Genomic DNA, 19,475 nt, shown 5'->3' with positions numbered 1-19,475 from the left:
GCTGACGGAAGTCAGCCTCTTTTCATAAATGCTTAACGCGAAATACAGGAGGACCGAAGACGATGGAAAAGAAAACGGAACAATATGACGTTGTTATTATTGGCGGAGGGGCCGCGGGCTTGACCGCGGGAATCTACTGCGGGCGCGCGCGCTTGAAGACCCTTATTCTGGAGAAATCGCTCGTAGGCGGACTCGCCACCTACACGAATGAGATAGAGAACTATCCTGGCTTCCCGGAAGGCGCCACCGGAACGGAACTGATGGGGTTGTTCCACAAGCAGGCGAAGAAGTTCGGCGTCGAGTTTAAAATGACCGACGTCAAATCGGTATCCGTCGACGGCGAAGTCAAAATCGTCGAGACGTTCCGAATCCGGTACGAATGTAAAGCGATCATTATTGCCGGCGGCGGCAAGCCAAGGCTGACCGGAGCCCGGAACGAGGATCAATATTTGTATGATAAAGGCATTTCCTTCTGCGCGACCTGCGACGCCGCTTCGAATACGGGCAAAACGGTCATGGTGGTCGGAAGCGGCGATGCAGCCATTGAGGAAGGCATGTTCCTGACCAAGTTCGCGGACCGGGTCATCGTGTCGGTCATGCATGAGCACGGCAAAATGGACTGCAACGAAATCGCCAAAACGGAGGCGCTCGAAAACCCGAAAATGGAGTTCATCTGGAACACGGTCGTCGATTCCTTCGAAGGCGAGGAGCGGCTGAATGCCGTCGTGCTGAGGAACCTGAAGACGAATGAGCTGCGCAAGGTGGCGGTGGATTCCTGCTTCCTGTTCATCGGCTATGTGCCGAACACGGAGATTTTTGCCGGCTTGATCGAGATGAACCGGAACGGCTATATCCGCATCAACGACAGAATGGAGACGAACGTGCCCGGCGTCTTCGCTGCGGGCGACGTATGCGACAAATTCCTGAAGCAGGTAGCGACGGCCGTCGGCGACGGAGCGATAGCCGGATATGGGGCGGAGAAATATTTATCGGAATGTGAGGTATATGAGAATCAAATCCTGAATCATGGCAAACCTTCGGTTGTCTACCTGTGGAACGCGACGGATGCGGCGTGCCGGGAGCTGCTGCCGCTCATGGAGGCATTCGAGCAGGCGCATGCATCGGACTTCAGAATGACCAAGGTCGATGTCTACAAATCGCCTGGTCTTGCGGCCAGACTAGGGATCGATGCCGTCCCGGCCGTAGCCTATGTAACGGAAGGGAAGATTCGACAGGTGATTACCGGAAATATCAATGAATCATCGTTGGCGGGTCTTTTATCATAACCGTCTGTAAAAGCAGGGGCTGAGCGCCACTGCTTTTTATTTCTCTTGTGAACTCTTGACCTTCACGTATACGTTATCCTTTACAATGAACGGAGGAGGGGATGAAGGTGTACAGTATTGGGGATGTAACCAAGATGTCGAATATCAGCAGACGGACGCTGCATTATTACAATGAGATCGGCCTGCTGCATCCCGCGAAGGTCGAAGGCAATTCATACCGCTATTATGATGACGCCGCGTTGATGAAACTGCAGAAGATTATATTGTTGAAATCCCTCGGCTTCACGCTGGAGCAGATTAAGCAGGTGTTCCGGGATACCGGGCAAGCGGACAAAGAAAATGAAGGCTGGATCCAGGCGCTGGAAGAGCAGATCGAATGGATACAGCGGGAGAAGGAGCTACTGGCTTGGAAGGAATATTTGCTGCAAACGACGATCCACGCGATTCGAATCAGCGGGAAGATCGAGGCCTCCGAGATCGTCACCCTGCTGCAGGCGCTGCAAGCAAGAGAACTGGAGGACGGCCGCATTCGTCCGGTCTTCCCTGCCCAGGAATATACGGGTGAGGAACTCGCGATACTGTCCCGGCTGCCTGATCTGGGAAGCGCCGATCCGCGCGCGGAACAATATATTCGGTTGATGGGCGCCATCCGGGAACAGATGGATGCACCGCCGGATTCGCCTCAGGCCCAGCGCCTGGCCAAGCAATTGTATGAGATGGCATTGAGCTTGTTCCAGGGGAATGCCGCGCTGCTGGATAAATATTGGAGCCGGCTCGTTCCCGAAGAGGGGCAGATGTCGGCGGTATACGGTCATGATCGGGAACTGATGGCTTATGTGGATGCGATGATCGGCTGCTATCTCCAGACTTCAGGGGTGGAAGAGCCATGAAGAGAAGCTTGGCCATTCATATCGCATGGTTTGCGGCTGCTCATGCCGCAGCCTATGTTATCATACATTCGGATATGGCCTTGCCGCCATGGCTCCTGTCGTTCAAGGAAGCGGCAGTCAGCGGGAAGATCGGTCTGTATCATGAACCTGCCGGCATTTATATTAACGGGCTGTGGCTGCTGATCCTGATCATCGATGCCTGTTATTCCTTCTCAGGCTCGAAGCCGAAGGAACAGGCGTTTACGGTTCCGGCGCAGCGTTCCTCCGGCCCGCCGCCGGCCCGGCCGCCGATTGAACCGCTCGAACCGCAAGCGAGCCCTGTCTGCGGGAAGCCGGGCCCGCGCAGCCGCCCATGGTTCTATCTGCTATTAGGCGGGATGCTCGAGATTGTGTGGGCGTTATTATTGAAGCTGAATATGCTGGGCGGCCCGCTCCTGGTCATTTTTTATTTCAGCTTCTATTGTCTGGCCAAGGCAGCCAAGTCACTCCCAGTCAGCACGGTTGCCGCCGCGTTCGCCGGCATCGGGGCGGGGGGCACGGTCACGATGGATATGCTGTTGTTCGACTCCGGGGTAAACTGGGTTCGGCTCGGTCTCGCAGCTCTGCTCGTCTGCTTCATACTCCTGTTGAAGCTCGGAGGCGAGCCAAAGGCTAAGGCGGGAGGATAAGCGGATGGAATGGGTATATGTCATTATCGCGGGCTGCTTTGAAGTTATCGGCTTTATCTTCGTGAAGCGGATGTCGATACGGGATACGTGGACGAACAATTTGCTGCTGCTGGGGGCATTTGGCGTAAGCCTCTGCCTGTTATCCTCTGCGCTGGAGTCGATCCCGTTGGGGGTCGCCTATTCGGTATGGACCGGGATAGGGACAATCGGCACGGCGTTGGTCGGCATGTTCTTTTTCAAGGAACGCGCGACTCCGCTGCGACTCGTCTGTATCGCCGGCATCGTCGGCACCGTCATCGGCTTGCGGTTAACGGTATAAGTCAAAGGTCAAGCGGCAGCCTGAATCATTCCGGTTCAGGCTGCCGCTCCTTGATTAGAGCCTATTTTTGCCGCTTCCGCCGGGGCCAGCGGTACGCTTCGACCCGCTCCAGCATCGTCTGGAACACGATGCCCCATTGGCGCTCATTCAGCGCGCAGGCCGGGATGTCGCGGCTTACGCCGAGGCGTCTGACCAGATGCTTCATCTGCGGCGGCGTAAATACTCCTTGCAAGGCCGAGCCCAACGGAAGATCGGGGCGCTTCAGGGCGTACTCGGCGAAGGCCGCGAACGTATGGCTGTGCTTGGGGGCGACGAGAGGCTGCGCCTTCCGCCGAATCAGGACCATCGCAGTATCCACGCTCGGCGGAGGGGCAAAGTGATGCCTCGGGATCACTTTAACCAGTTCAATGTCGAACCCCATGCGCCACGTCAGCAGGCGAGGGCGCCGAATGAGCCGGGCGGTCAACCCCTTGGCTGCGCCGTAATCCAGAATGAGCGCCGCTCGCTGGAAGGAGCTCGCGGGCGCATCCATCAGCATTTTGAGAATCGGCGTCGTGATGGAGAACGGAATGTTGGCTACCACGCAAAAGGGCTGCTTCGGCAGATACGCCTTCCGGATATCCCTTTCCACGACCGTAATATTGTCATGCCTTTTCGACTTGCGCCGCAGCATATCCGCAAATTCCGGATCATTCTCAACGGCAATCACGCTGCCTGCCTTCTCGGCCAGGACGAAGGTGAACGCCCCGGTTCCGGCTCCGAGATCGACCACGGTGTCCGCCGGACGAATCTTGGTCTTATCCATCATTTCACGAACGATCCGCTCGTTCAGAAGCAGGTGCTGCCCGCGGTAGTCGGCATCGGGTCCTGTACCCCGTCTGCCGGCATGGCGTTTGTCTTGTCTATTTCTTGTCATCGATGTCCCTCCGTTACCCGCAATAATCAATCGATCGGCTGCTGCCGTATGCGTGCAATCGGATGGGACTCGGCTTGGGCGGGCAAGGGGACAAGACGCCTTGCCGACAATAGGCATGCCGCAGGACCGCTTGATCCGGGATAAATCCATCCGGATAAGCGGATCGGAACGCTTCGCAACACGGAAGCGTATCGCGAAAAATGGGCAGACCAGTCCTGAGTCCTCTGCACGCCGGCAGAGCCTTTGGCAAAAATCGGTATGTGCGCAAAGGTTGAACTCAGTTGGACTGATCTACCACACGTAATCCTCCTTCCCTCATCATGGCGGGCCATGGCATGGCTCGCTGAACACAAAAAAACACAGGCGGGACATCTGCCTGTGTTGCTATTGCGGAAGAGGACAAGGGAACAAACCGTAAGGAAGCGGTGCCTCCTTGCCGATTGGTGCGCAGTCTACTCATCGGATCCGCATGGATCGACGATGCCTCATGGCAGGGAGCTTATAGCTCGCCTGTCATATCAACGCTCCGGTTCATCCTGTATAAGCTTACGATTTGGGTTACCATGAAAAAGGGCAGACCAATCCCGAGTCCTCCGCCGCCGGCAGAGTCTTTGCATATCCAATTAGATGCAAACTCGGTTGTTATCTACCACACGTAACCCTCCATTCTTGAAATTACTCCCAACTTAACATATAAATTTGGTTTTGGCAATTCTTTTTGGCGCTGTTCTCTCGGCAGGGGTCCGTGGTAAGATGAAGAAGTCCGTTCCAATATCAGCCAATCGTGCGAAAATCGAAGAACGGGCGGAACTTGCTCGTCCTGATTATGAAAAGCTGCAACGTGGAATACGTTACCGCCGCTATGAGTTCGCGAAGGAGTTGGTTTGCATTCTGCACTGAACAAGAGGATGGCTCCTGTTCATGAAGAGAAGCGAGAAGAATAATGGAGGATGGAAATCATGATTAGCATCAGAGAGATGAAGCTTGAGGAATATCGCAAAATCAAGGAGATTGACCGTTCGGAGCAGATCAACTTGATTTATGTCAATCAGGGAGATTCGATCGTGGAACAACCGGCGGGCCATGAATGTCCGACATGGAATCCGGCTGAATTGAAGGAGCTGGAGGAGAGATTCCAGTATGAGCTGAAGCATGGCGGCTTGGCGATTGGCGCATTTGACGGGGACAAGCTGGCCGGATTCGGCGTATTGGCTCATCGGTTACGGGGGCCGGATCGCGATCGGATTCAGGTCGATCTGATGTACGTGTCCAGGCCATACCGCCGCCAGGGCATCGGGACCCGGATCATTCAGCTGTTGTCAGAAGAGGCGAAGCGCCGCGGGGCCAAATATTTATATATCTCCTCGACGGAGACCCAGTCTGCCGTTCAGTTCTATCAATCCTGCGGCAGCGAGCTCACTTGGGACAAGGACCCCGAGCTGTTCGAGAAAGAGCCTCATGATATTCATATGATGATTGCGCTCTAACCCGGCTTGTTGGACACGAGGCATGGCGGATGAAGGCGGAGCCGATCGCGGCCGTGAACGAGCGCTGCTTGTGATCTTCGCGGCCGTTGGCTTCCCGCTGACGATGGTGCATTTATGCGCTGTCAACGTCCGCCGATCTGCCCCGTGGAGCGATAAAGATGTTGAACGAGAGCCTTCTAATAGGCTCTTTTTTCTGATATGGTAAAGAAAGACAATGGATGCAGACGAGGGGAAGGAGAGACATATGGGGAGAAGCGTCAAGCTGTTTATTACGATGCTTGCCTTCTCGATGCTGTTCCTAAGCTGCCGTTCCGCGCAGCCGGAGTCGGGAAGCGTCATCATCGCGGAGGTGAAGAAGGAGGAGGATTCTGCCTATACCCGTACCTTTGAGGAGCTAAGTCTCGGTCATCTGTTCAACTTCGACCTTACTCTGCCGCAGGCCGATCGAAGTTGGGTGACGTTATGGGTGGAAGGATACCGCAGGGGGCAGCCAATGCTGACTGGGCAGCAGCCGCTGGCCGAGTTATCCTTCGGAATCTTTCCTGGCGAACGGGAACAAGGGCCACTTGGTTTTGCCATGATCGAGGCGAAGGAAGGGGAGACGAAGCGCAGCTGTCTGTTCCTCTATGCACCCGGCGTGCGTACCGGCAATGTCACCATTGATTTGCCGGAGAGCAGGGCCGATACGGTCATGGCTGCGATGCGGGAGTATACGTTAGGCGATGAGCCGATGCGGCTGCGATCCGGCGAGACTCGGTTATTAGCATTGTACAGACTCGTCGAATCCCGTGTCATCTCGACAATGGATACAACCAATGAAGAAGAGATTGGGCAAGCGATTAAATCGGATGCCGCCATTTTGCTGTTGAAAATCAAGGTGGAGCGGAAAGAGCCATAACATTGTAATTATCTCGCGTACGGGAAAGGAGTAGATGGGATGAAGGATCGTCATCTGTTTCTATTTGGCGGAGGACCGCCATTCGGGGAAGAGCTGGGGAGGAAATTCGCGGCAATCGCTTCGGCCAGGACCGGCAAGACAGCGATATTATTCATCGAGAGAGACGGATGGCCAGAATACATGCCGACCTACACAGGAGTACTGGAGCGGAACGGGTTGACCGAATTTATGTATTTGGCGCTAACTCCCCAACCTTCGCGCACCGCGATTGAGCAGCTGCTCGGCTGCAACGGAATCGTCATCTGCGGCGGAGATACCGAGCGGTACAGGAGTCATATCGTCGATACGGTGCTGGGGAGCGTGATCCAGGACATGTACGGCAAGGGCGTCCCGGTGGCCGGCTTCTCCGCCGGCGCCTTGATCAGCCCTGCCGATTGCGTCATCCCGGCGGTTGATAATGCCAGCAATACGAATCTGTTCCTCCGAGGATTGGGCTTGCTTCGCGACGCCGTTGTAAGCGTTCACTTCACGGAATGGAAAGAGGAAGAGAACCTGAAGGCGGCGATTGCGAGGACCGGGGTATCCATTGGGTACGGGCTTGATGACGGCACGGGCGTGCATTTCCTGAACGAAGAGCCCGTGCACACGGAAGGCGGGGGGCTGTACCGCTTCGCTAGACAGGAGCTGTAGCCGGATGAACAGCAAGAGCGCATTCCTGCTGGAATGCGCTTGAATCGGAGCCCGGCCGCTGAGCTATAGCAGACGCAGCAGCGCGATGACGAGCACGCCGGCGATCATGGCCCACAGCGGGCTTTTGCTTAGCCAGGCGGTCAGGCTGGTCACGACGACCGCTGCATAATACATCCATTCGATCCGGCCGTCGACGGTTGGATGATAGAAGATGGCCGGGGCGACCAGGGCGGCGAAGACGCCGATCGGCACATAGCGGAAGCCGCGCTCGATGCGGGGCGACATCTTGATGTACCGGGCAAGCGCCATGCTCGGGTAGCGGGTCAGGTAGGTCGCCGCCGCGGCTACGCAAATGACGATAAGGATCGGCAGCGAGATCATTTGGCATACACTCCTACGGCAAAAGCGGCCGCGGCTCCGGCGAATACTGCTCCGGATGTGCCGAACCAAGGATAGGCAAGCACGGAGGCGGCAATCGCGAGTCCGGCCGCCGCGGCGTGGCTGCGCCGCTTCAGCATGACGACCAGCAGCCCGAGGAAGGCTGCTGTGAAGGCGAAGTCCAGGCCGTACCGGGCAGGATCCTGGATGAATTCCCCGATCTGGTACCCCACAGCCGAGCTCAGCAGCCATGACAGGAAGACAGTGCAGCCAGCGCCTGCGACGTAGCCGACGCTGAGCTTGCCGTGCTGCGCCTCCATCATGGACACGCTGTAGCTCTCGTCCGTAATGACATGGGACAGCCAGAGCGGCTGCCCCCGGCGGCAAGCTTCAAGCTCGCGGCCCACGGACAACGTATAGATGATATAACGGGCATTGATAAGAAAAGTGCTAAGCGCGATCGTCCACAGGGCCGCATCCTGCTGGATTAAGGACAGGATCGTGAATTGCCCAGCGCCGGACAAGACAAAAAAGGACATCGCAACCGTCTCCAGCCATGTGAAATGGTTGGCGTTGTTGGCCAGTGCGCCGAACGCGAGACCGTACGTGAACACGCTCACCGCAAGCGGAAATACATCGAAAACGGCTTTCGTAAACCCTTTCCGCATCGGTATATCCTTTGTTATTCTGGATGATACATAGCCCGCCATTCCGGTATGCTCCTCTAATATGTTATCGTAATTCCCGAGATATAATATAACATACCGGACGGCGGAATCAACTACTTTTCTGTCTAATTTTTGTCATGTACTTGCAAAAATGTTTAATTTCGAACATCTTTGCACCTTGGGAGGAAGCTATGGAAAAAGATTTAATCTCAGACCGGATCGGCAAGCGTCTTCGTCACTACCGGCAGCAGCTGAACCTGACGCTGGATGATCTCGCGGAGCTTACGGGCGTAAGCAAGCCGATGCTTGGCCAGATTGAGCGGGGCAGCTCGAACCCGACGGTAGCTACGCTGTGGAAGATCGCTTCCGGCTTGCAGGTGCCGTTGACGGCGTTCATATTCGAGAATCCGTCCCTGAAGGTGCTGCGGGCGGAGGAACAGCCCCAGTTCAGAGAAGACAACAAGCGCTTCGAGGCGTACAACACGTATGCGGCGCCCGGGGTCTCGCTGGAGACATTCCGGGCCCGGCTTCATCCGGGCTGCTCCTATCAGTCCGAGCCGCACGGACTGGGAGTGATCGAATCGATCACCGTGTTCGAGGGGACGCTGACGATCGAGATCGGTCCGGAGACGAGCACGTTAAGCAAGGGCGACGCCATCTCCTTCTCGGCGGAGACCGGACATATTTATAAAAACAACACCGATGAAATCTGCGAGATCGCCGTGTCGATTTTATATTCGAATGTCTCCAGCCCCAAGACGTCAATATAGGGCTGATTGCGAGGGGAAGCCGCTATCGAGGAGTTCGAGGAGCAATTCCGGGCGTACGGCTTCGATCAAGCCTACAGTTGCCGCATAGCTCCGAGGCGGGCTGCGACTGCAGGAAGCCGAGCATCGGCCTGCTCCTTCGTGCCGCCGCGGAGCATGGGCTCGATCTGGCGAGATGCGCCGTCATTGGAGATGTTGGCGACACCGACATTGATGACGGCCCATCAAGTCGAGGCGCTTAAAATTATGGTTCGAACCGGCTGGGGGGAGGGATCGCTGACCGCCTTCAAGCACCGGTAGCCGGATGCAGAACCGGATTATATCGCCGCTGATCTATGGAAGGCGGCGCAGTATCTGATTGATCGATAGGCAGGAATAACGAAGCAACGTCTCCATTCACGCAGATATCCTATATGTTACCGTAATGTTATCCAATTCAGAGGAACGGGGTGATTCCATTGTTCAATTCTGTCTCCGCAACCGCATAAAATCGAACGGAATAGGTTGGAGGATGTCGAATGGAGACGACACAAGGCAATCAAGCATCATGGAATGCCCATGCGTATCAAGCATGGCTCAACCGCTTCGGCAAGCCGGAAGAAGCGGCGGCCCGGATCAAAAAGGACCCGGCGAAGCGAATCGGAGAATTATATAAATATGCAGGGGATGTACGGCAGAAGAGGATCATCAATCTTCTTGGTTCAAACGGCAGCAAAGCGGTAGCCCTCGCCTTGCTGGGGGCGGAGGTCACAATCGCGGATTTCTCCGCGGATAACGAGCGCTATGCGAGAGAACTGGCTGCGGAAGCGGACGTCCGCATTCAATACATCGTGGCCGACGTGCTGAAGCTGCCCGCATGCGAGTTAACGCAATCATACGACATTGTGCTGATGGAGCAGGGGATTCTGCATTATTTTCAGGATCTGCGTCCTCTCTTCGACGTGGTCTCCCGCCTGTTGGCCGAGGGAGGCAGGCTGATTCTGCATCCCGTATCGACGAAGCTGATCTCTTCCCGGGGAACGACCGCGAATATCCGGAAGCATAAAGTGACGGGAGACTACTTCGATACGTCGTTGATCGAAAAAGAAGTGGCCTATTCAAAATATTTGGACAGAAATGCTCTTCCGGACGCCGCCCGCAAAGTGCGGCTTCGGAACTGGACATTGGGGGAAATCGTGACCTCGATTGCGGGGGCTGGACTTTATGTGAAGTCGTTGGAGGAACTTCCGAACCAGTCTTGCGCCGCTTTCGATAAAGGAATTCCCAAATCTTATATTATTATGGCAGTTAAGCTCTAACGGCGGAACCTCACGCAACCTGCCTCATCACGGGGCAAGCAACCGGCCCGGCATGCTGCCGGGCCTTGTCTCTTTACAGCAATGCGATGGCTAGCAGGGTAAATAAGCTGAGCGTAATGATTTCGTTGTTGTAATAGTAAGGGTAGAACGCGGAGGTCTTGACCTTGCCGCCTCTCGCTTCAGGCCGTAAATAGACATTCTCTCTATCCACATTGACTATCGTCCCGACATATTCTTTGCGGTCTATTGTCAGAATGCGGACTTTTTTGTTCATGCAATATAAGCAATTATAATAAGCTTCCATTGGTTGTTCCCCTCCTTTATTCATTACACTATGATGCGTGTGCCGGGGAGGCACGGCGAATTTACACCCGGCTCTAAGGGATATTGCCAGGGCTTGGCTGCGCTTGGCGCGCTGGGAACGGGAGCGACGGGTCAACTCGAGGTTGCCTGAACTGCGGCGGAATAAGTAGTTAATGACACTAATTATTAATTATATTAAATAAAATGGAGAATGATTCTGCTGCTGGAGTAGCAGTGCATTCCACAATCAGGAGGTTCGGTGCGCTATGAGAATCAGAACCGCTTCCGCAGATGATGCGGCAGCTATCGCCCGGGTCCATGTGAATAGCTGGCAGACGACCTACTCGGGCTTGGTGTCGGAAGAATATCTCCAATCCTTGCGCGTAGAGCCCCGGAAGTTGATGTGGGACACCATACTGGCGCAATTGTCCCCCGATCAGATGCTCATCGTCGCCGAATCGGAGGAGGAGGGGATCGTTGGCTTCCTCCATGCCGGGAACAGCCGGGAGCCGGAGATGGGGTATGATTATGAAATCTACGCCGTCTATTTATTGGCGGAGGTTCAGGGAAGAGGCTTGGGCAGGAAGCTGTTCGGCCGGATGGCGGGCGAGATGAGAGCACGGGGGCGCGCATCACTGCATTTATGGGTGCTCGGAGGGAATCCGGCCATTGCCTTTTACGAGAAGATGGGCGGCAGGGCGCGGCATACGAAAGAGATACAGATTGGAGAAGAGCGGCATACGGAGATTGCGATGATATGGGATCAGGTGGATCGGATAGGAGATGAAGCAGCGATCGCTTCTTCCGCGGCCGAAGGCGCCCGCGCGTTCCCGGACAAGCGCACGCTTGCTTCGTTCATCGCAGGCTTGAATCGGGATCCAGAGCATCATATCGGTTATTGCGGGCAGGATCCGGATGAATTGGAGCATACGCTGGAGCATGAATTCTCCGCTCTGGATGCATCATTCGCCGTACTGACGGAACGAGGCGAACTGATTGGAGCGCTTGGGTTCGATATCGATGCGGGCGGACGGTCAGCGGAAATATGGGGGCCGTTCCTGAACTGTCCGGAGGATGAATGGCAGCAGCGCGCGATGGAGCTATGGAACCGAATGAAGTATGGACTGGCGTATCAGGTAGATACGTTTTACGGTTTTTATCATGAGATGAACCGGAATGCCCAACAATGGATGCTGCAGCTTGGGGCGGAGTTGAAGAGCACGGAGGTGGTGTTCAAGGCAGCGCGGCCGCTCCTTCTCGGCCATGCGCACCCCTCCGTGCGGGAACTATCGCCGCTTCGCTCAGGCGACTTCCTTCGGCTGCATGAGGCCGCATTCCCTGGAACCTACCGGAGCGGCCCGGAGATACTGGAACGAATGAACGAGGATTATCGCGTCTTCATGTATGAGGACGAGGATGGCCTTCAAGGTTATATTTACGTGGAGCGGGAGCCGGAGTTCGGCGATGGCCGGATTGAGTTCGTAACCGTCGCTCCTTCGGCGCGGGGGAGAGGAATCGGGCAGGCGCTGCTCCAGCGAGGGCTTGGTTACTTGTTCGAAGACCCTCGGATCGAAAATATTACGCTGTGCGTTCGGGCAGACAACGAGCAGGCGCTGCGATTGTATCGCAAAGCCGGATTCCAGGAGTTGCACCGGCTTCGCTTTTATAAGATGGGTTCCGGGCTTTCTCCAGCGTTAATTTCTTACCGAATGAAGCCGGGAAAATAATTTCCAGGATATGTCCCTATTTCCTTCGCTCACGTGTTATAGCAAGGTAGAGAGGAGGGTCTATTTTTGTGGACGGCATCGAAGAGAAGGTCATTCAGGTTCAGGCCGGGGACGTGCATGAATATGCCTGCATTGTAGAGAGGTTCCAGCAGCCGCTCTACCTGTATTGCACCCGTTTGCTCGGGAACCGTCAGGAAGCGGAGGATGCGGTGCAGGAGGCGCTGGTCAAGGCCTATGAGAAAATCCATCTGTACCGGCCGGTGGTCGGTTTCTCTTCATGGCTCTATAAAATCGCCTATCATCATTGTCTCAATCTGCTGCGCCGCCGCCAGCTTCAGCGCAAGATCACGTCCCTCTTCCGTCAGGAAGGCTTGGCGCCAAGCGCGGAACAGGCGATAACGGAAGAACTGTTTGACGAACCGCTGGCATCGGCCTGGCTATCCTTGTCGGGCGAGGAACGCAGTCTGGTCGTGCTGCGCGTATTCGAGGAGAAGTCGTTCGAAGAGATCGGAATCATCATGAACAAGAATAGGGAAGCCGTAAAAAAACGATATGGCCGGATCAGACAGAAATTAAAGAGCGTTATCGGTGAAAGCGAGGTGAGAGAGACATGCGTCAATTCCGCGGCGGCCATGAAGATGAGAAGAAGATAGCAAGCTGCGTCAAGCCGGATCCGGCCGCATCTTCCTTCGATGTGCGCGATCAGGTGATGGAACGCGTCTGCCGGATACATAAGGAGCGCCATGCCAAGAGAATCGGAGGCCGCCGCCGCATGACTCGCAGGTCTTTCCTTGCTATGGCGGGCATTATCGTGGCATTGAGCTCTCTTACCGGATTCGCCGCATCCCGATATTTTCAGATCACCAATGAAAAAGGAAAAGTCATGATTAAGACCATGTCATATGAAGCGGAGGAAAAGCGGAACCGCAAATATCAGTACTACCAAAATAAACTGTCCCGGCAACTGGAGAAGTACGAGGCGCAAATTCAAAAATTGAAGGAGCAGCTGCGTCCGGGGGAAATCATCGCTTATTATATTGACGATGACATTATCAATACACTGGACACGTTGGACAAAGCCAAATTTACATATAAGCCGCTGAAATATACAGATTACGGCCAATATATCTCGCGCGTAACCGAGGAAAAGAAAACGCGGCCGGTTATTCCGGAGCGGCTGACGGATAGCCTTGTCTTTGAAGAAGGAATTCTGAACCCCGATTTCATGTTTGGCAAGGATGTTCACGAGAACTTCGCGGATCGGATGAAGTTGGCCGAGGAGTTCGAGCAGGAAGCCAAAAAAGCCAAAGGCGATCAGAAAATTTTTACGAAGAAGATGCCTTGGATCGTGGGGGAAGAGGGAACTCTCAGCGTGTTATATAGCGACGGCAAAAGCACTCTGCGGCTTGGCATCAGCAAATTATCTGGCAATGGTACGGTGCAGACGTACATGACGGCTCAAACAAAAGCAGAGAAAATCAAAATGAACGGCCGCGAAGTAATCCTCCATGATGAATCCAAATCAGAAAAAAAACACCTGGATTATATGGCGGTCTGGTATGACGAAAAGAACAAGTACTCCTATTCCCTTTTGGGAATGAACGGAAACGGACTGTCCAAAAAAGACTTCCTGCAGGCGCTGGAAACACTAGTGGCCAAGCCTTAAATCCGGCATCACAAGACGGGGAAATGCAGTTGCTCACAGGGGGATTTTTACGGCATGATTTCGAATAAAATGCCGTATTTTTTTGAATGTATTTGAAGTTGAATACATTGCATAAATAATGTTCGCCCTATGCTTTTTGATTTCCTAGGCATTGGTTGCTGTGTAAGCTATGCTTTTCCCTGTGAGCTCTGCGTATTATTTCCTAAAATGCTGCTTCCGCCTTTTATGAGAATGCCATTGGAAGACAGGATAACAACTATTCTCAACCTCTCCGTATCCTCCGAAATCGGGCTATCTTTCTCCATAATAAAGTTCCTTTTTTTCAAAAATAAGGATATTATGATGCGTGCTAATTTATTCCGCGTTGAATCGTGGCTCTAAGAAAATTGTTTTATATATGTGCAGGTTATTTTGCCAATTTAACTGAATGACCATTATCCCATGCATGTCACCGGGCTTTTTTCCTTTTTATGTCCCTTTTGCGGGCCCAGCTTGGTTATACTCAATGACCAAATATGAAAGGGCAATGCCCGAAAGGAGAAAAGCGAATGAAGACCAAGAAAACCATTGCTCTCGCACTCGCAAGTCTGATGCTGTTAAGCGCGTTCTCGACCGGAATGGCTTACGCGGCTCCCGCGGCGGCCGAGACGAACAAGACAAGGAAAGCTTCCGCCGAGAAGAAAGCGAGATGGAAAACACAGTCTGAAGCGCTCGAATGGATGTATAAGAACAAAAAGGACGAGGAATTGATGGCGCTCTATGATCCTTCCGACGGACTGGTCATGTTTTATGAAGGCATGTTCAAGCTGAAAACGTACAAAGAATTTACGAAGAAGCAAGCTCAATACAAGGGCCCGGCTATCCCGGAACCAGGCGGGCTGCCGGACGGCTACCGGTTCAAGTTCGGGACGGTATACTCTCAATATCCTCGGTATATGGTTAGCAAGGAGTATCAACAGATTCAGCAACAACTTAAAGCGGAGGCGGCAGAGAAGGAAGAACGGTATTACTTCAAGAAGTTGGATTGGGATAAGTCCAACCGCTCTGAATTGACTTACGAAAAGGATAAAAACTATCTAAAGATTATTGCGGAATATATGGAAGAGCTGCCCGAAGGGGTTACCCTATTGCCTGAAAAAGGAGTAACTCGGGAAAAGCTCGAAATCGGCGGAACCGAAGCGGCATATGTGACATATACGGATAAGAAAAAGGGAGCCGATCGTCTGGAGTGGAACAGCGGCGACGGTACCGTCAAGTTCCGGATCACTTCGTTCGGAAGCGGTTCCGTCAGCAAAGAAGAGATGATTGCGGTCGCAGAAACGATTATTGCCGCAAAGGCGAAAAAATAGGCAGCTTCATCTTTAATGGAAAAGAATAACGATAAATACAGAAAACACAAATGATTTCGAAACTCGAAATAAAGAGGATGACGGTTGATGAGACGCGGAAAGCTGGCCATCGTGATGCTTATTCTTATACCTCTGCTGGGCGGTTGTCTGGGGCAGAAGCCTGTACTGGAGGAGTTGGGCAAAGACGGCAGCGGGAAAATAAAAATAATGTACGGCAGCGAAGAAGCCTTTTATAACGATTACGGGAATCAATTTCTTGTAAAGTACCCCAATATCAAATTCGAAGTCGTAAGTACCGGTGAAATAGACGAAGAGCAGAAGGCCAAGGGCATTTCCTATCAGGAAGCACTGCTTCATTTTGTCAAGAAACATATGCCGGATGTCATTATTGCCAATCCCTTCACCCATGAAACATTGGTGCAGGAAGGCAAGCTCTATAATATGGAGGCGATTATCTCCCAAGAGAAATTCGAATTGGAAGGCTATATGCCGGGCCTTTTGGATATGCTGCGGGATCTCGGGGGCGGCTCGCTATACGGGTTGGCCCCTTACTTTTATCCCTCCATCATTTTCTATAACGCCGATCTGTTCCGGGAGCATGGCATAGAGCTTCCGCGCAATAGGATGACCTGGAAAGAAACATTTGAATTGGCCGAACGCTTTGCGGGGATTGGATCCGGTGAAAATCAAATCTATGGGTTTACCGAAGCGATAGGTTCCGGTCACAATCTGCTTTTTAAAATCGCAGAGACCCTGTCCCAACGCGTACTTGATTCCAGAGGGGAGAAGGTCACCTTCGACACGAAGGGTTGGAAGGAAGCGCTGGATCTGACCGCTCACGCTATCCGAAGCAAGGCGGCTTATACGATGCCGCTGGAACCTGAAGAAGGGGGGCTCACTTATCCAGAGAATGGCGAATTGTTTTTCAGCGGGAAGGCCGCAATGGTTATGGCCTCCTTTTGGTTCGAGCCCTCTTTCCGCTATCGGTTCGCCAATGATAAGGAATCGTCGGCATTCGATTGGGGGATGGTCACGGTGCCTATCGATCCGTCTTTTCCCGAAGAGACTCCGCATACAAGCATGCCAGAAATTTTCGGAATCACGGCAGATTCCCCGAACAAGCGGGCAGCGTGGGAATTCGTCAAATACGTTAATGGCCCTGAAATGGCAAGGGCAGCATCTCGTACGCCAGACGGCAAACTGTCAACCCGGGTTAACTTCATAAAAGAAATTGACGGGAAGAGCGTGGAGCCTTTGTACATGCTCAAGCCGAAGGTAACCAGCAGATCGGTCTGGGGAGGAGAGAAGGGCGGGTTCCCTTATCCCTTCTACGCCGCCATGACGAACTTGATAACGAGGGAATTGAAGGCGATGGTTGAGAATGGCAAGTCTGCCGAGGAAGCGGCGGCGGCTATTCAGCGAGAGGGCGAAGCGGCCCTCAAGCAAGCCCGGGAGGCAGAGAAGGCGAAGCGGGAAGCCGAGAAGAAGTGAGCGCTCTTTCGCCAGGAAGATCGGACGCCGAGCGCGGAACAGATGTTGACAGACGAATTGTTCGACGAACCGCTCTCTCTGGGCTGGCTGTCCTTGTCGGGCGAAGAGCGCAATCTGGTTGTGCTGCGCGTATTCGAGGAGAGAACATTCGATGAAATCGCTGTTATTATGAAAAAATAAGGAAGCCGTGAATAAAAGATACGGACGTGTCAGACAGAAACTGAAGAAGGCAATAGGTGAGAGCGAGGTGAGCGGGATATGCGACAATGCCGCGGCGGCCATGAAGCTGAAAAGAAAATAGCCGAATGCTTCAAGCCGGATCCGGCCGCTTCTTCCTTCGATGTGCGCGATCAGGTGATGAAGCGGGTATACCGGATTCATAGAGATCGGCACGCGAAGGGAAGCCGGAACCGCCGGATGACCCGCAGGACGTTCCTGCTCGTGACGGGCATTATCGTGGCGTTGACCTCCCTTACCGGCTTTGCCGCAACCCGCTATTTTCAGATCGTCAATGAAAAAGGGAGAGCAGTAATTAAAACATTGTTATATCCCAAGAAAGAAGAGGAAAACCGGAAAAATGAATCCCTAGAAGAATATTATCGGAGGATGAAGGAGTATTGGCGGCAGATCGAGAATCTCGCCCGACCGGGAGAAATTCTCGCTTATTATATTGATGATGATGTGATTAACAAAAATAATACATTGGACAAAGTAAAAATCATTACGGAGCCGCTACGGTTCAAAAGCTACAATCATTTTCTTCGGCAGGTGCCGGAGAAAATGCGAGCGCGGATCGTGCTTCCGGAACGTCTGACGGACAGCATTCGTTTTGTGGAGGGACTTGTGCACGCCGATCAACATTTTGGCGAAAAGCCCGTAGACGCTTTCGAAATACTAGCTGAACTTGCCGAGCAATTCGAACTGGAAGCGAAAAAAAACAAGGACGGCCGGAAAATATTCACGAAGCCGCTGCCCTGGTTCCCGGGTACCGCTGTCACCATCATCTATAGCGACGGGCAAAGCAAGCTAGACTTGCATGCCGCCAAATTAACGGGGATCAATCGGGTTGAAACCCCCGTCACTTCTGATATGAAGGTAGAGAAAATCAAGGTGAACGGCCGCGAAGTCATCTTCCGGGATGCCGCGGCTTCTGACGAAATAGGCATTAAGTATGACGCGCAGTGGTATGACGAAAAGAACAAGTACTACTATTCGCTAGGGGTCGATAAAGAGAGCAAGCTGTCCAAACAAGACTTCATGGAAGCGCTGGAGGCGAGCGTGACCAAGCCCTAAGCCGCTTGAACTCGTTCGGGACAGCAGGTTTTATCCTGTATTATGTCCCTTTTGCCAGGCCAGAAGGGTTATATCGGGTGAAGTTCAAAATATGAAACGGGCAGAGGCCCGAAAGGAGAAGGTACGATGTTAGCTAAGAAAACCGTGGCTGCCGCCATGGCTAGCATGCTGTTGTTAAGCGCTGTGACAACCGGAACGGCAGGGGCGGCAACCGCCGTGCAGTCCAAGTCCGCCAAGACCGAAAAGAAGAAGGAGGCGGCCGCCGCGAAGCCGCCGAAATTCAAAAAGCTGGGGGACGTTCACGACTGGGTGTACAAGCATAAAAAACCGGAGGAATTGTATGTCTTGTATGATGCCACTGACGGTCTTCTAACCTATTTCATGGGGACCCATGAGGCGAAGACCTATAAAGAATTCACACAGAAGCAATCCAAATATAAAGGGCCGGCCATTCCGGAGCCGGGGGCCCTGCCGGAGGGCTATCGGTTTAAACGGGGTGAGGTTAGCAAGGTAAGCCCTATGCTGTTTGGCCAGGAGTATAAGGAGATCGTGGAGCAGCTGAAGGCCGAGGCGGAGAAGCAAGGGCTAACCTACTATTTGAAGAAGATGGATTGGGACACGGCCAACCACTCCTTTGTGGGCTACAGCAAAGGAAAAAACACGATTGGGATCTACGCGCAGTATCACGAGGAGATGCCCAAAGGCATGACCCGGATGAAGGGAAAGGGAACAAGCGAGGAGAAAATCGAAATCGACGGAATTCAGGCGCTTTATGTGACCTATTCCGACACAAAGAACGGAGGCGATGATCGCCTGGAGTGGCTGAGCGCCGACGGCAAAGTCGACTTCAAGATCATGGTAACCAAAGGGAGCGGCATCGGGAAGGAACAACTGATCGAGATCGCGAAATCACTGATTTCAGCCTCCTCAAGCAGCTCAGAGAAGTAAAATAGAGTAACGAATTACTGCGGGCACCGGCATTATGCCGGTGCTCAGACTGTCGACAAAGTCCTGTCGACAGTCTTTTTTCTTAAGAAGGGCGGGGCGGGGGAAGGCAGAACAGGTTAGGTTAGGGCAAGCTGGTCCGCGCATGAAGGAAGGTAGTCTGCGCGTGAAGCAAGGTGGTCTGCGCGTGAAGCAAGGTAGTCTGCGCATGAAGCAAGCTGGTCCCCGCATGAAATTGCTGCATAGGCGCAGCATTTTTAACCTCAAGTGGCTAAATTCCGAGAAAATCCTGCAAAATTACATTATTTCGCCATTTTGAACGCTATTTATGCCTCGCCGCACGGTAATTGCTGTATTTTTGCAGTAATCGTATTTTCGCAACCTCGTGTCCATAAAATTGCTGCATTCTTGCAGCTTTGGTGGAGCAGATGACTAG

24 protein-coding genes are annotated in these 19,475 nt (G+C 53.4%); 20 read left to right on the top strand and 4 right to left on the bottom strand.

Annotated features, from left to right (window positions below):
- Window positions 1–62 precede the first annotated feature (62 nt).
- The 4 genes from L6439_RS14330 (at window position 63) to L6439_RS14315 (ending at window position 3,163) form a co-directional block, all read left to right on the top strand.
- Complete coding sequence (locus tag L6439_RS14330) at window positions 63–1,286, top strand: FAD-dependent oxidoreductase (RefSeq protein WP_168180324.1); 1,224 nt, start codon at window positions 63–65, stop codon at window positions 1,284–1,286.
- 107 nt (window positions 1,287–1,393) lie between these two features.
- Entirely contained in the window at window positions 1,394–2,176 is a 783-nt protein-coding gene (locus L6439_RS14325; RefSeq protein ID WP_168180325.1) for a MerR family transcriptional regulator, read from the top strand.
- On the top strand, window positions 2,173–2,844 hold the full coding sequence (locus L6439_RS14320) for a DMT family transporter (RefSeq protein ID WP_168180326.1): 672 nt from the start codon (window positions 2,173–2,175) through the stop codon (window positions 2,842–2,844). The genes L6439_RS14325 and L6439_RS14320 overlap by 4 nt, the downstream gene beginning before the upstream one ends.
- A gap of 4 nt (window positions 2,845–2,848) precedes the next feature.
- Window positions 2,849–3,163 carry a DMT family transporter gene (locus L6439_RS14315; RefSeq protein ID WP_168180327.1) on the top strand — a complete coding sequence of 105 codons (315 nt, stop codon included), beginning with the start codon at window positions 2,849–2,851 and terminating at the stop codon, window positions 3,161–3,163.
- Window positions 3,164–3,224: 61 nt separating this feature from the next.
- Here the strand turns inward: L6439_RS14315 and erm are convergent, their stop codons facing one another.
- Entirely contained in the window at window positions 3,225–4,079 is an 855-nt protein-coding gene (gene erm / locus L6439_RS14310; protein WP_213469294.1) for a 23S ribosomal RNA methyltransferase Erm, read from the bottom strand.
- A gap of 753 nt (window positions 4,080–4,832) precedes the next feature.
- Between erm and L6439_RS14305 the strand changes: the two genes are divergently transcribed.
- The 4 genes from L6439_RS14305 (at window position 4,833) to L6439_RS14290 (ending at window position 7,154) form a co-directional block, all read left to right on the top strand.
- Window positions 4,833–4,979 (top strand): hypothetical protein, encoded by a 147-nt coding sequence (locus tag L6439_RS14305; RefSeq protein ID WP_168180329.1) that lies wholly within the window; start codon window positions 4,833–4,835, stop codon window positions 4,977–4,979.
- A gap of 59 nt (window positions 4,980–5,038) precedes the next feature.
- The gene (locus L6439_RS14300; RefSeq protein WP_168180330.1) at window positions 5,039–5,566 is read left to right on the top strand and encodes a GNAT family N-acetyltransferase; all 528 of its coding nucleotides are present in this window, start codon (window positions 5,039–5,041) and stop codon (window positions 5,564–5,566) included.
- A gap of 244 nt (window positions 5,567–5,810) precedes the next feature.
- The gene (locus L6439_RS14295; RefSeq protein ID WP_213469295.1) at window positions 5,811–6,464 is read left to right on the top strand and encodes a hypothetical protein; all 654 of its coding nucleotides are present in this window, start codon (window positions 5,811–5,813) and stop codon (window positions 6,462–6,464) included.
- 39 nt (window positions 6,465–6,503) lie between these two features.
- Complete coding sequence (locus L6439_RS14290) at window positions 6,504–7,154, top strand: Type 1 glutamine amidotransferase-like domain-containing protein (RefSeq protein ID WP_213469296.1); 651 nt, start codon at window positions 6,504–6,506, stop codon at window positions 7,152–7,154.
- A 63-nt stretch (window positions 7,155–7,217) separates the two neighbouring features.
- Here the strand turns inward: L6439_RS14290 and L6439_RS14285 are convergent, their stop codons facing one another.
- Together L6439_RS14285 and L6439_RS14280 are read right to left on the bottom strand one after the other, a co-directional pair.
- Entirely contained in the window at window positions 7,218–7,535 is a 318-nt protein-coding gene (locus L6439_RS14285; protein ID WP_168180333.1) for an AzlD domain-containing protein, read from the bottom strand.
- On the bottom strand, window positions 7,532–8,200 hold the full coding sequence (locus L6439_RS14280) for an AzlC family ABC transporter permease (RefSeq protein ID WP_237096874.1): 669 nt from the start codon (window positions 8,198–8,200) through the stop codon (window positions 7,532–7,534). The genes L6439_RS14285 and L6439_RS14280 overlap by 4 nt, the downstream gene beginning before the upstream one ends.
- 191 nt (window positions 8,201–8,391) lie before the next feature.
- On the opposite strand from L6439_RS14280, the gene L6439_RS14275 reads away from it, so the two are divergent.
- The 3 genes from L6439_RS14275 to L6439_RS14265 all read left to right on the top strand — a co-directional run bounded on the left by L6439_RS14275 (window position 8,392) and on the right by L6439_RS14265 (window position 10,265).
- Window positions 8,392–8,970, top strand: coding sequence for a helix-turn-helix domain-containing protein (locus L6439_RS14275; protein ID WP_197257548.1), 579 nt, complete (start codon window positions 8,392–8,394; stop codon window positions 8,968–8,970).
- A gap of 77 nt (window positions 8,971–9,047) precedes the next feature.
- On the top strand, window positions 9,048–9,209 hold the full coding sequence (locus tag L6439_RS29700; RefSeq protein ID WP_249723378.1) for an HAD hydrolase-like protein: 162 nt from the start codon (window positions 9,048–9,050) through the stop codon (window positions 9,207–9,209).
- 276 nt (window positions 9,210–9,485) lie between these two features.
- Complete coding sequence (locus L6439_RS14265; protein ID WP_213469298.1) at window positions 9,486–10,265, top strand: class I SAM-dependent methyltransferase; 780 nt, start codon at window positions 9,486–9,488, stop codon at window positions 10,263–10,265.
- A gap of 73 nt (window positions 10,266–10,338) precedes the next feature.
- On the opposite strand, the gene L6439_RS14260 is transcribed toward L6439_RS14265, so the two are convergent.
- The gene (locus L6439_RS14260) at window positions 10,339–10,569 is read right to left on the bottom strand and encodes a hypothetical protein (RefSeq protein WP_168180337.1); all 231 of its coding nucleotides are present in this window, start codon (window positions 10,567–10,569) and stop codon (window positions 10,339–10,341) included.
- Window positions 10,570–10,834: 265 nt separating this feature from the next.
- Between L6439_RS14260 and L6439_RS14255 the strand changes: the two genes are divergently transcribed.
- The 9 genes from L6439_RS14255 to L6439_RS14215 all read left to right on the top strand — a co-directional run bounded on the left by L6439_RS14255 (window position 10,835) and on the right by L6439_RS14215 (window position 19,358).
- Window positions 10,835–12,295 (top strand): GNAT family N-acetyltransferase, encoded by a 1,461-nt coding sequence (locus L6439_RS14255; protein WP_213469299.1) that lies wholly within the window; start codon window positions 10,835–10,837, stop codon window positions 12,293–12,295.
- 68 nt (window positions 12,296–12,363) lie between these two features.
- Entirely contained in the window at window positions 12,364–12,948 is a 585-nt protein-coding gene (locus L6439_RS14250) for an RNA polymerase sigma factor (protein ID WP_213469300.1), read from the top strand.
- Entirely contained in the window at window positions 12,906–13,961 is a 1,056-nt protein-coding gene (locus L6439_RS14245; RefSeq protein ID WP_168180340.1) for a hypothetical protein, read from the top strand. The genes L6439_RS14250 and L6439_RS14245 overlap by 43 nt, the downstream gene beginning before the upstream one ends.
- Window positions 13,962–14,509: 548 nt before the next feature.
- Window positions 14,510–15,310: a hypothetical protein gene (locus tag L6439_RS14240; RefSeq protein WP_213469301.1), complete on the top strand. Its 801-nt coding sequence runs from the start codon at window positions 14,510–14,512 to the stop codon at window positions 15,308–15,310.
- Window positions 15,311–15,397: 87 nt separating this feature from the next.
- Window positions 15,398–16,801, top strand: a complete 1,404-nt coding sequence (locus L6439_RS14235; RefSeq protein ID WP_306434354.1) for an extracellular solute-binding protein — start codon at window positions 15,398–15,400, stop codon at window positions 16,799–16,801.
- 42 nt (window positions 16,802–16,843) lie between these two features.
- Complete coding sequence (locus tag L6439_RS14230; protein ID WP_168180343.1) at window positions 16,844–16,981, top strand: hypothetical protein; 138 nt, start codon at window positions 16,844–16,846, stop codon at window positions 16,979–16,981.
- Between the two features lie 78 nt (window positions 16,982–17,059).
- Window positions 17,060–18,094 carry a hypothetical protein gene (locus tag L6439_RS14225; RefSeq protein WP_213469302.1) on the top strand — a complete coding sequence of 345 codons (1,035 nt, stop codon included), beginning with the start codon at window positions 17,060–17,062 and terminating at the stop codon, window positions 18,092–18,094.
- A 126-nt stretch (window positions 18,095–18,220) separates the two neighbouring features.
- The gene (locus tag L6439_RS14220; RefSeq protein ID WP_213469303.1) at window positions 18,221–19,042 is read left to right on the top strand and encodes a DUF4367 domain-containing protein; all 822 of its coding nucleotides are present in this window, start codon (window positions 18,221–18,223) and stop codon (window positions 19,040–19,042) included.
- A 142-nt stretch (window positions 19,043–19,184) separates the two neighbouring features.
- Complete coding sequence (locus L6439_RS14215) at window positions 19,185–19,358, top strand: hypothetical protein (protein ID WP_213469304.1); 174 nt, start codon at window positions 19,185–19,187, stop codon at window positions 19,356–19,358.
- Window positions 19,359–19,475 lie beyond the last annotated feature (117 nt).

It is taken from the genome of Paenibacillus dendritiformis (assembly GCF_021654795.1).
In the GTDB taxonomy this organism is placed as follows: domain Bacteria; phylum Bacillota; class Bacilli; order Paenibacillales; family Paenibacillaceae; genus Paenibacillus_B.
This window is presented reverse-complemented; position numbering and strand designations above follow the sequence as displayed.

Coding starts and splice junctions, on each gene's coding strand:
- L6439_RS14330 (WP_168180324.1), top strand. CDS start 63: ATGGAAAAGAAAACGGAACAATATGACGTTGTTATTATTGGCGGAGGG.
- L6439_RS14320 (WP_168180326.1), top strand. CDS start 2,173: ATGAAGAGAAGCTTGGCCATTCATATCGCATGGTTTGCGGCTGCTCAT.
- L6439_RS14315 (WP_168180327.1), top strand. CDS start 2,849: ATGGAATGGGTATATGTCATTATCGCGGGCTGCTTTGAAGTTATCGGC.
- erm (WP_213469294.1), bottom strand. CDS start 4,079: ATGACAAGAAATAGACAAGACAAACGCCATGCCGGCAGACGGGGTACA.
- L6439_RS14305 (WP_168180329.1), top strand. CDS start 4,833: ATGAAGAAGTCCGTTCCAATATCAGCCAATCGTGCGAAAATCGAAGAA.
- L6439_RS14300 (WP_168180330.1), top strand. CDS start 5,039: ATGATTAGCATCAGAGAGATGAAGCTTGAGGAATATCGCAAAATCAAG.
- L6439_RS14295 (WP_213469295.1), top strand. CDS start 5,811: ATGGGGAGAAGCGTCAAGCTGTTTATTACGATGCTTGCCTTCTCGATG.
- L6439_RS14290 (WP_213469296.1), top strand. CDS start 6,504: ATGAAGGATCGTCATCTGTTTCTATTTGGCGGAGGACCGCCATTCGGG.
- L6439_RS14285 (WP_168180333.1), bottom strand. CDS start 7,535: ATGATCTCGCTGCCGATCCTTATCGTCATTTGCGTAGCCGCGGCGGCG.
- L6439_RS14280 (WP_237096874.1), bottom strand. CDS start 8,200: ATGCGGAAAGGGTTTACGAAAGCCGTTTTCGATGTATTTCCGCTTGCG.
- L6439_RS14275 (WP_197257548.1), top strand. CDS start 8,392: ATGGAAAAAGATTTAATCTCAGACCGGATCGGCAAGCGTCTTCGTCAC.
- L6439_RS14265 (WP_213469298.1), top strand. CDS start 9,486: ATGGAGACGACACAAGGCAATCAAGCATCATGGAATGCCCATGCGTAT.
- L6439_RS14260 (WP_168180337.1), bottom strand. CDS start 10,569: ATGGAAGCTTATTATAATTGCTTATATTGCATGAACAAAAAAGTCCGC.
- L6439_RS14255 (WP_213469299.1), top strand. CDS start 10,835: ATGAGAATCAGAACCGCTTCCGCAGATGATGCGGCAGCTATCGCCCGG.
- L6439_RS14245 (WP_168180340.1), top strand. CDS start 12,906: ATGCGTCAATTCCGCGGCGGCCATGAAGATGAGAAGAAGATAGCAAGC.
- L6439_RS14240 (WP_213469301.1), top strand. CDS start 14,510: ATGAAGACCAAGAAAACCATTGCTCTCGCACTCGCAAGTCTGATGCTG.
- L6439_RS14235 (WP_306434354.1), top strand. CDS start 15,398: ATGAGACGCGGAAAGCTGGCCATCGTGATGCTTATTCTTATACCTCTG.
- L6439_RS14230 (WP_168180343.1), top strand. CDS start 16,844: ATGTTGACAGACGAATTGTTCGACGAACCGCTCTCTCTGGGCTGGCTG.
- L6439_RS14225 (WP_213469302.1), top strand. CDS start 17,060: ATGCGACAATGCCGCGGCGGCCATGAAGCTGAAAAGAAAATAGCCGAA.
- L6439_RS14220 (WP_213469303.1), top strand. CDS start 18,221: ATGTTAGCTAAGAAAACCGTGGCTGCCGCCATGGCTAGCATGCTGTTG.
- L6439_RS14215 (WP_213469304.1), top strand. CDS start 19,185: ATGAAGGAAGGTAGTCTGCGCGTGAAGCAAGGTGGTCTGCGCGTGAAG.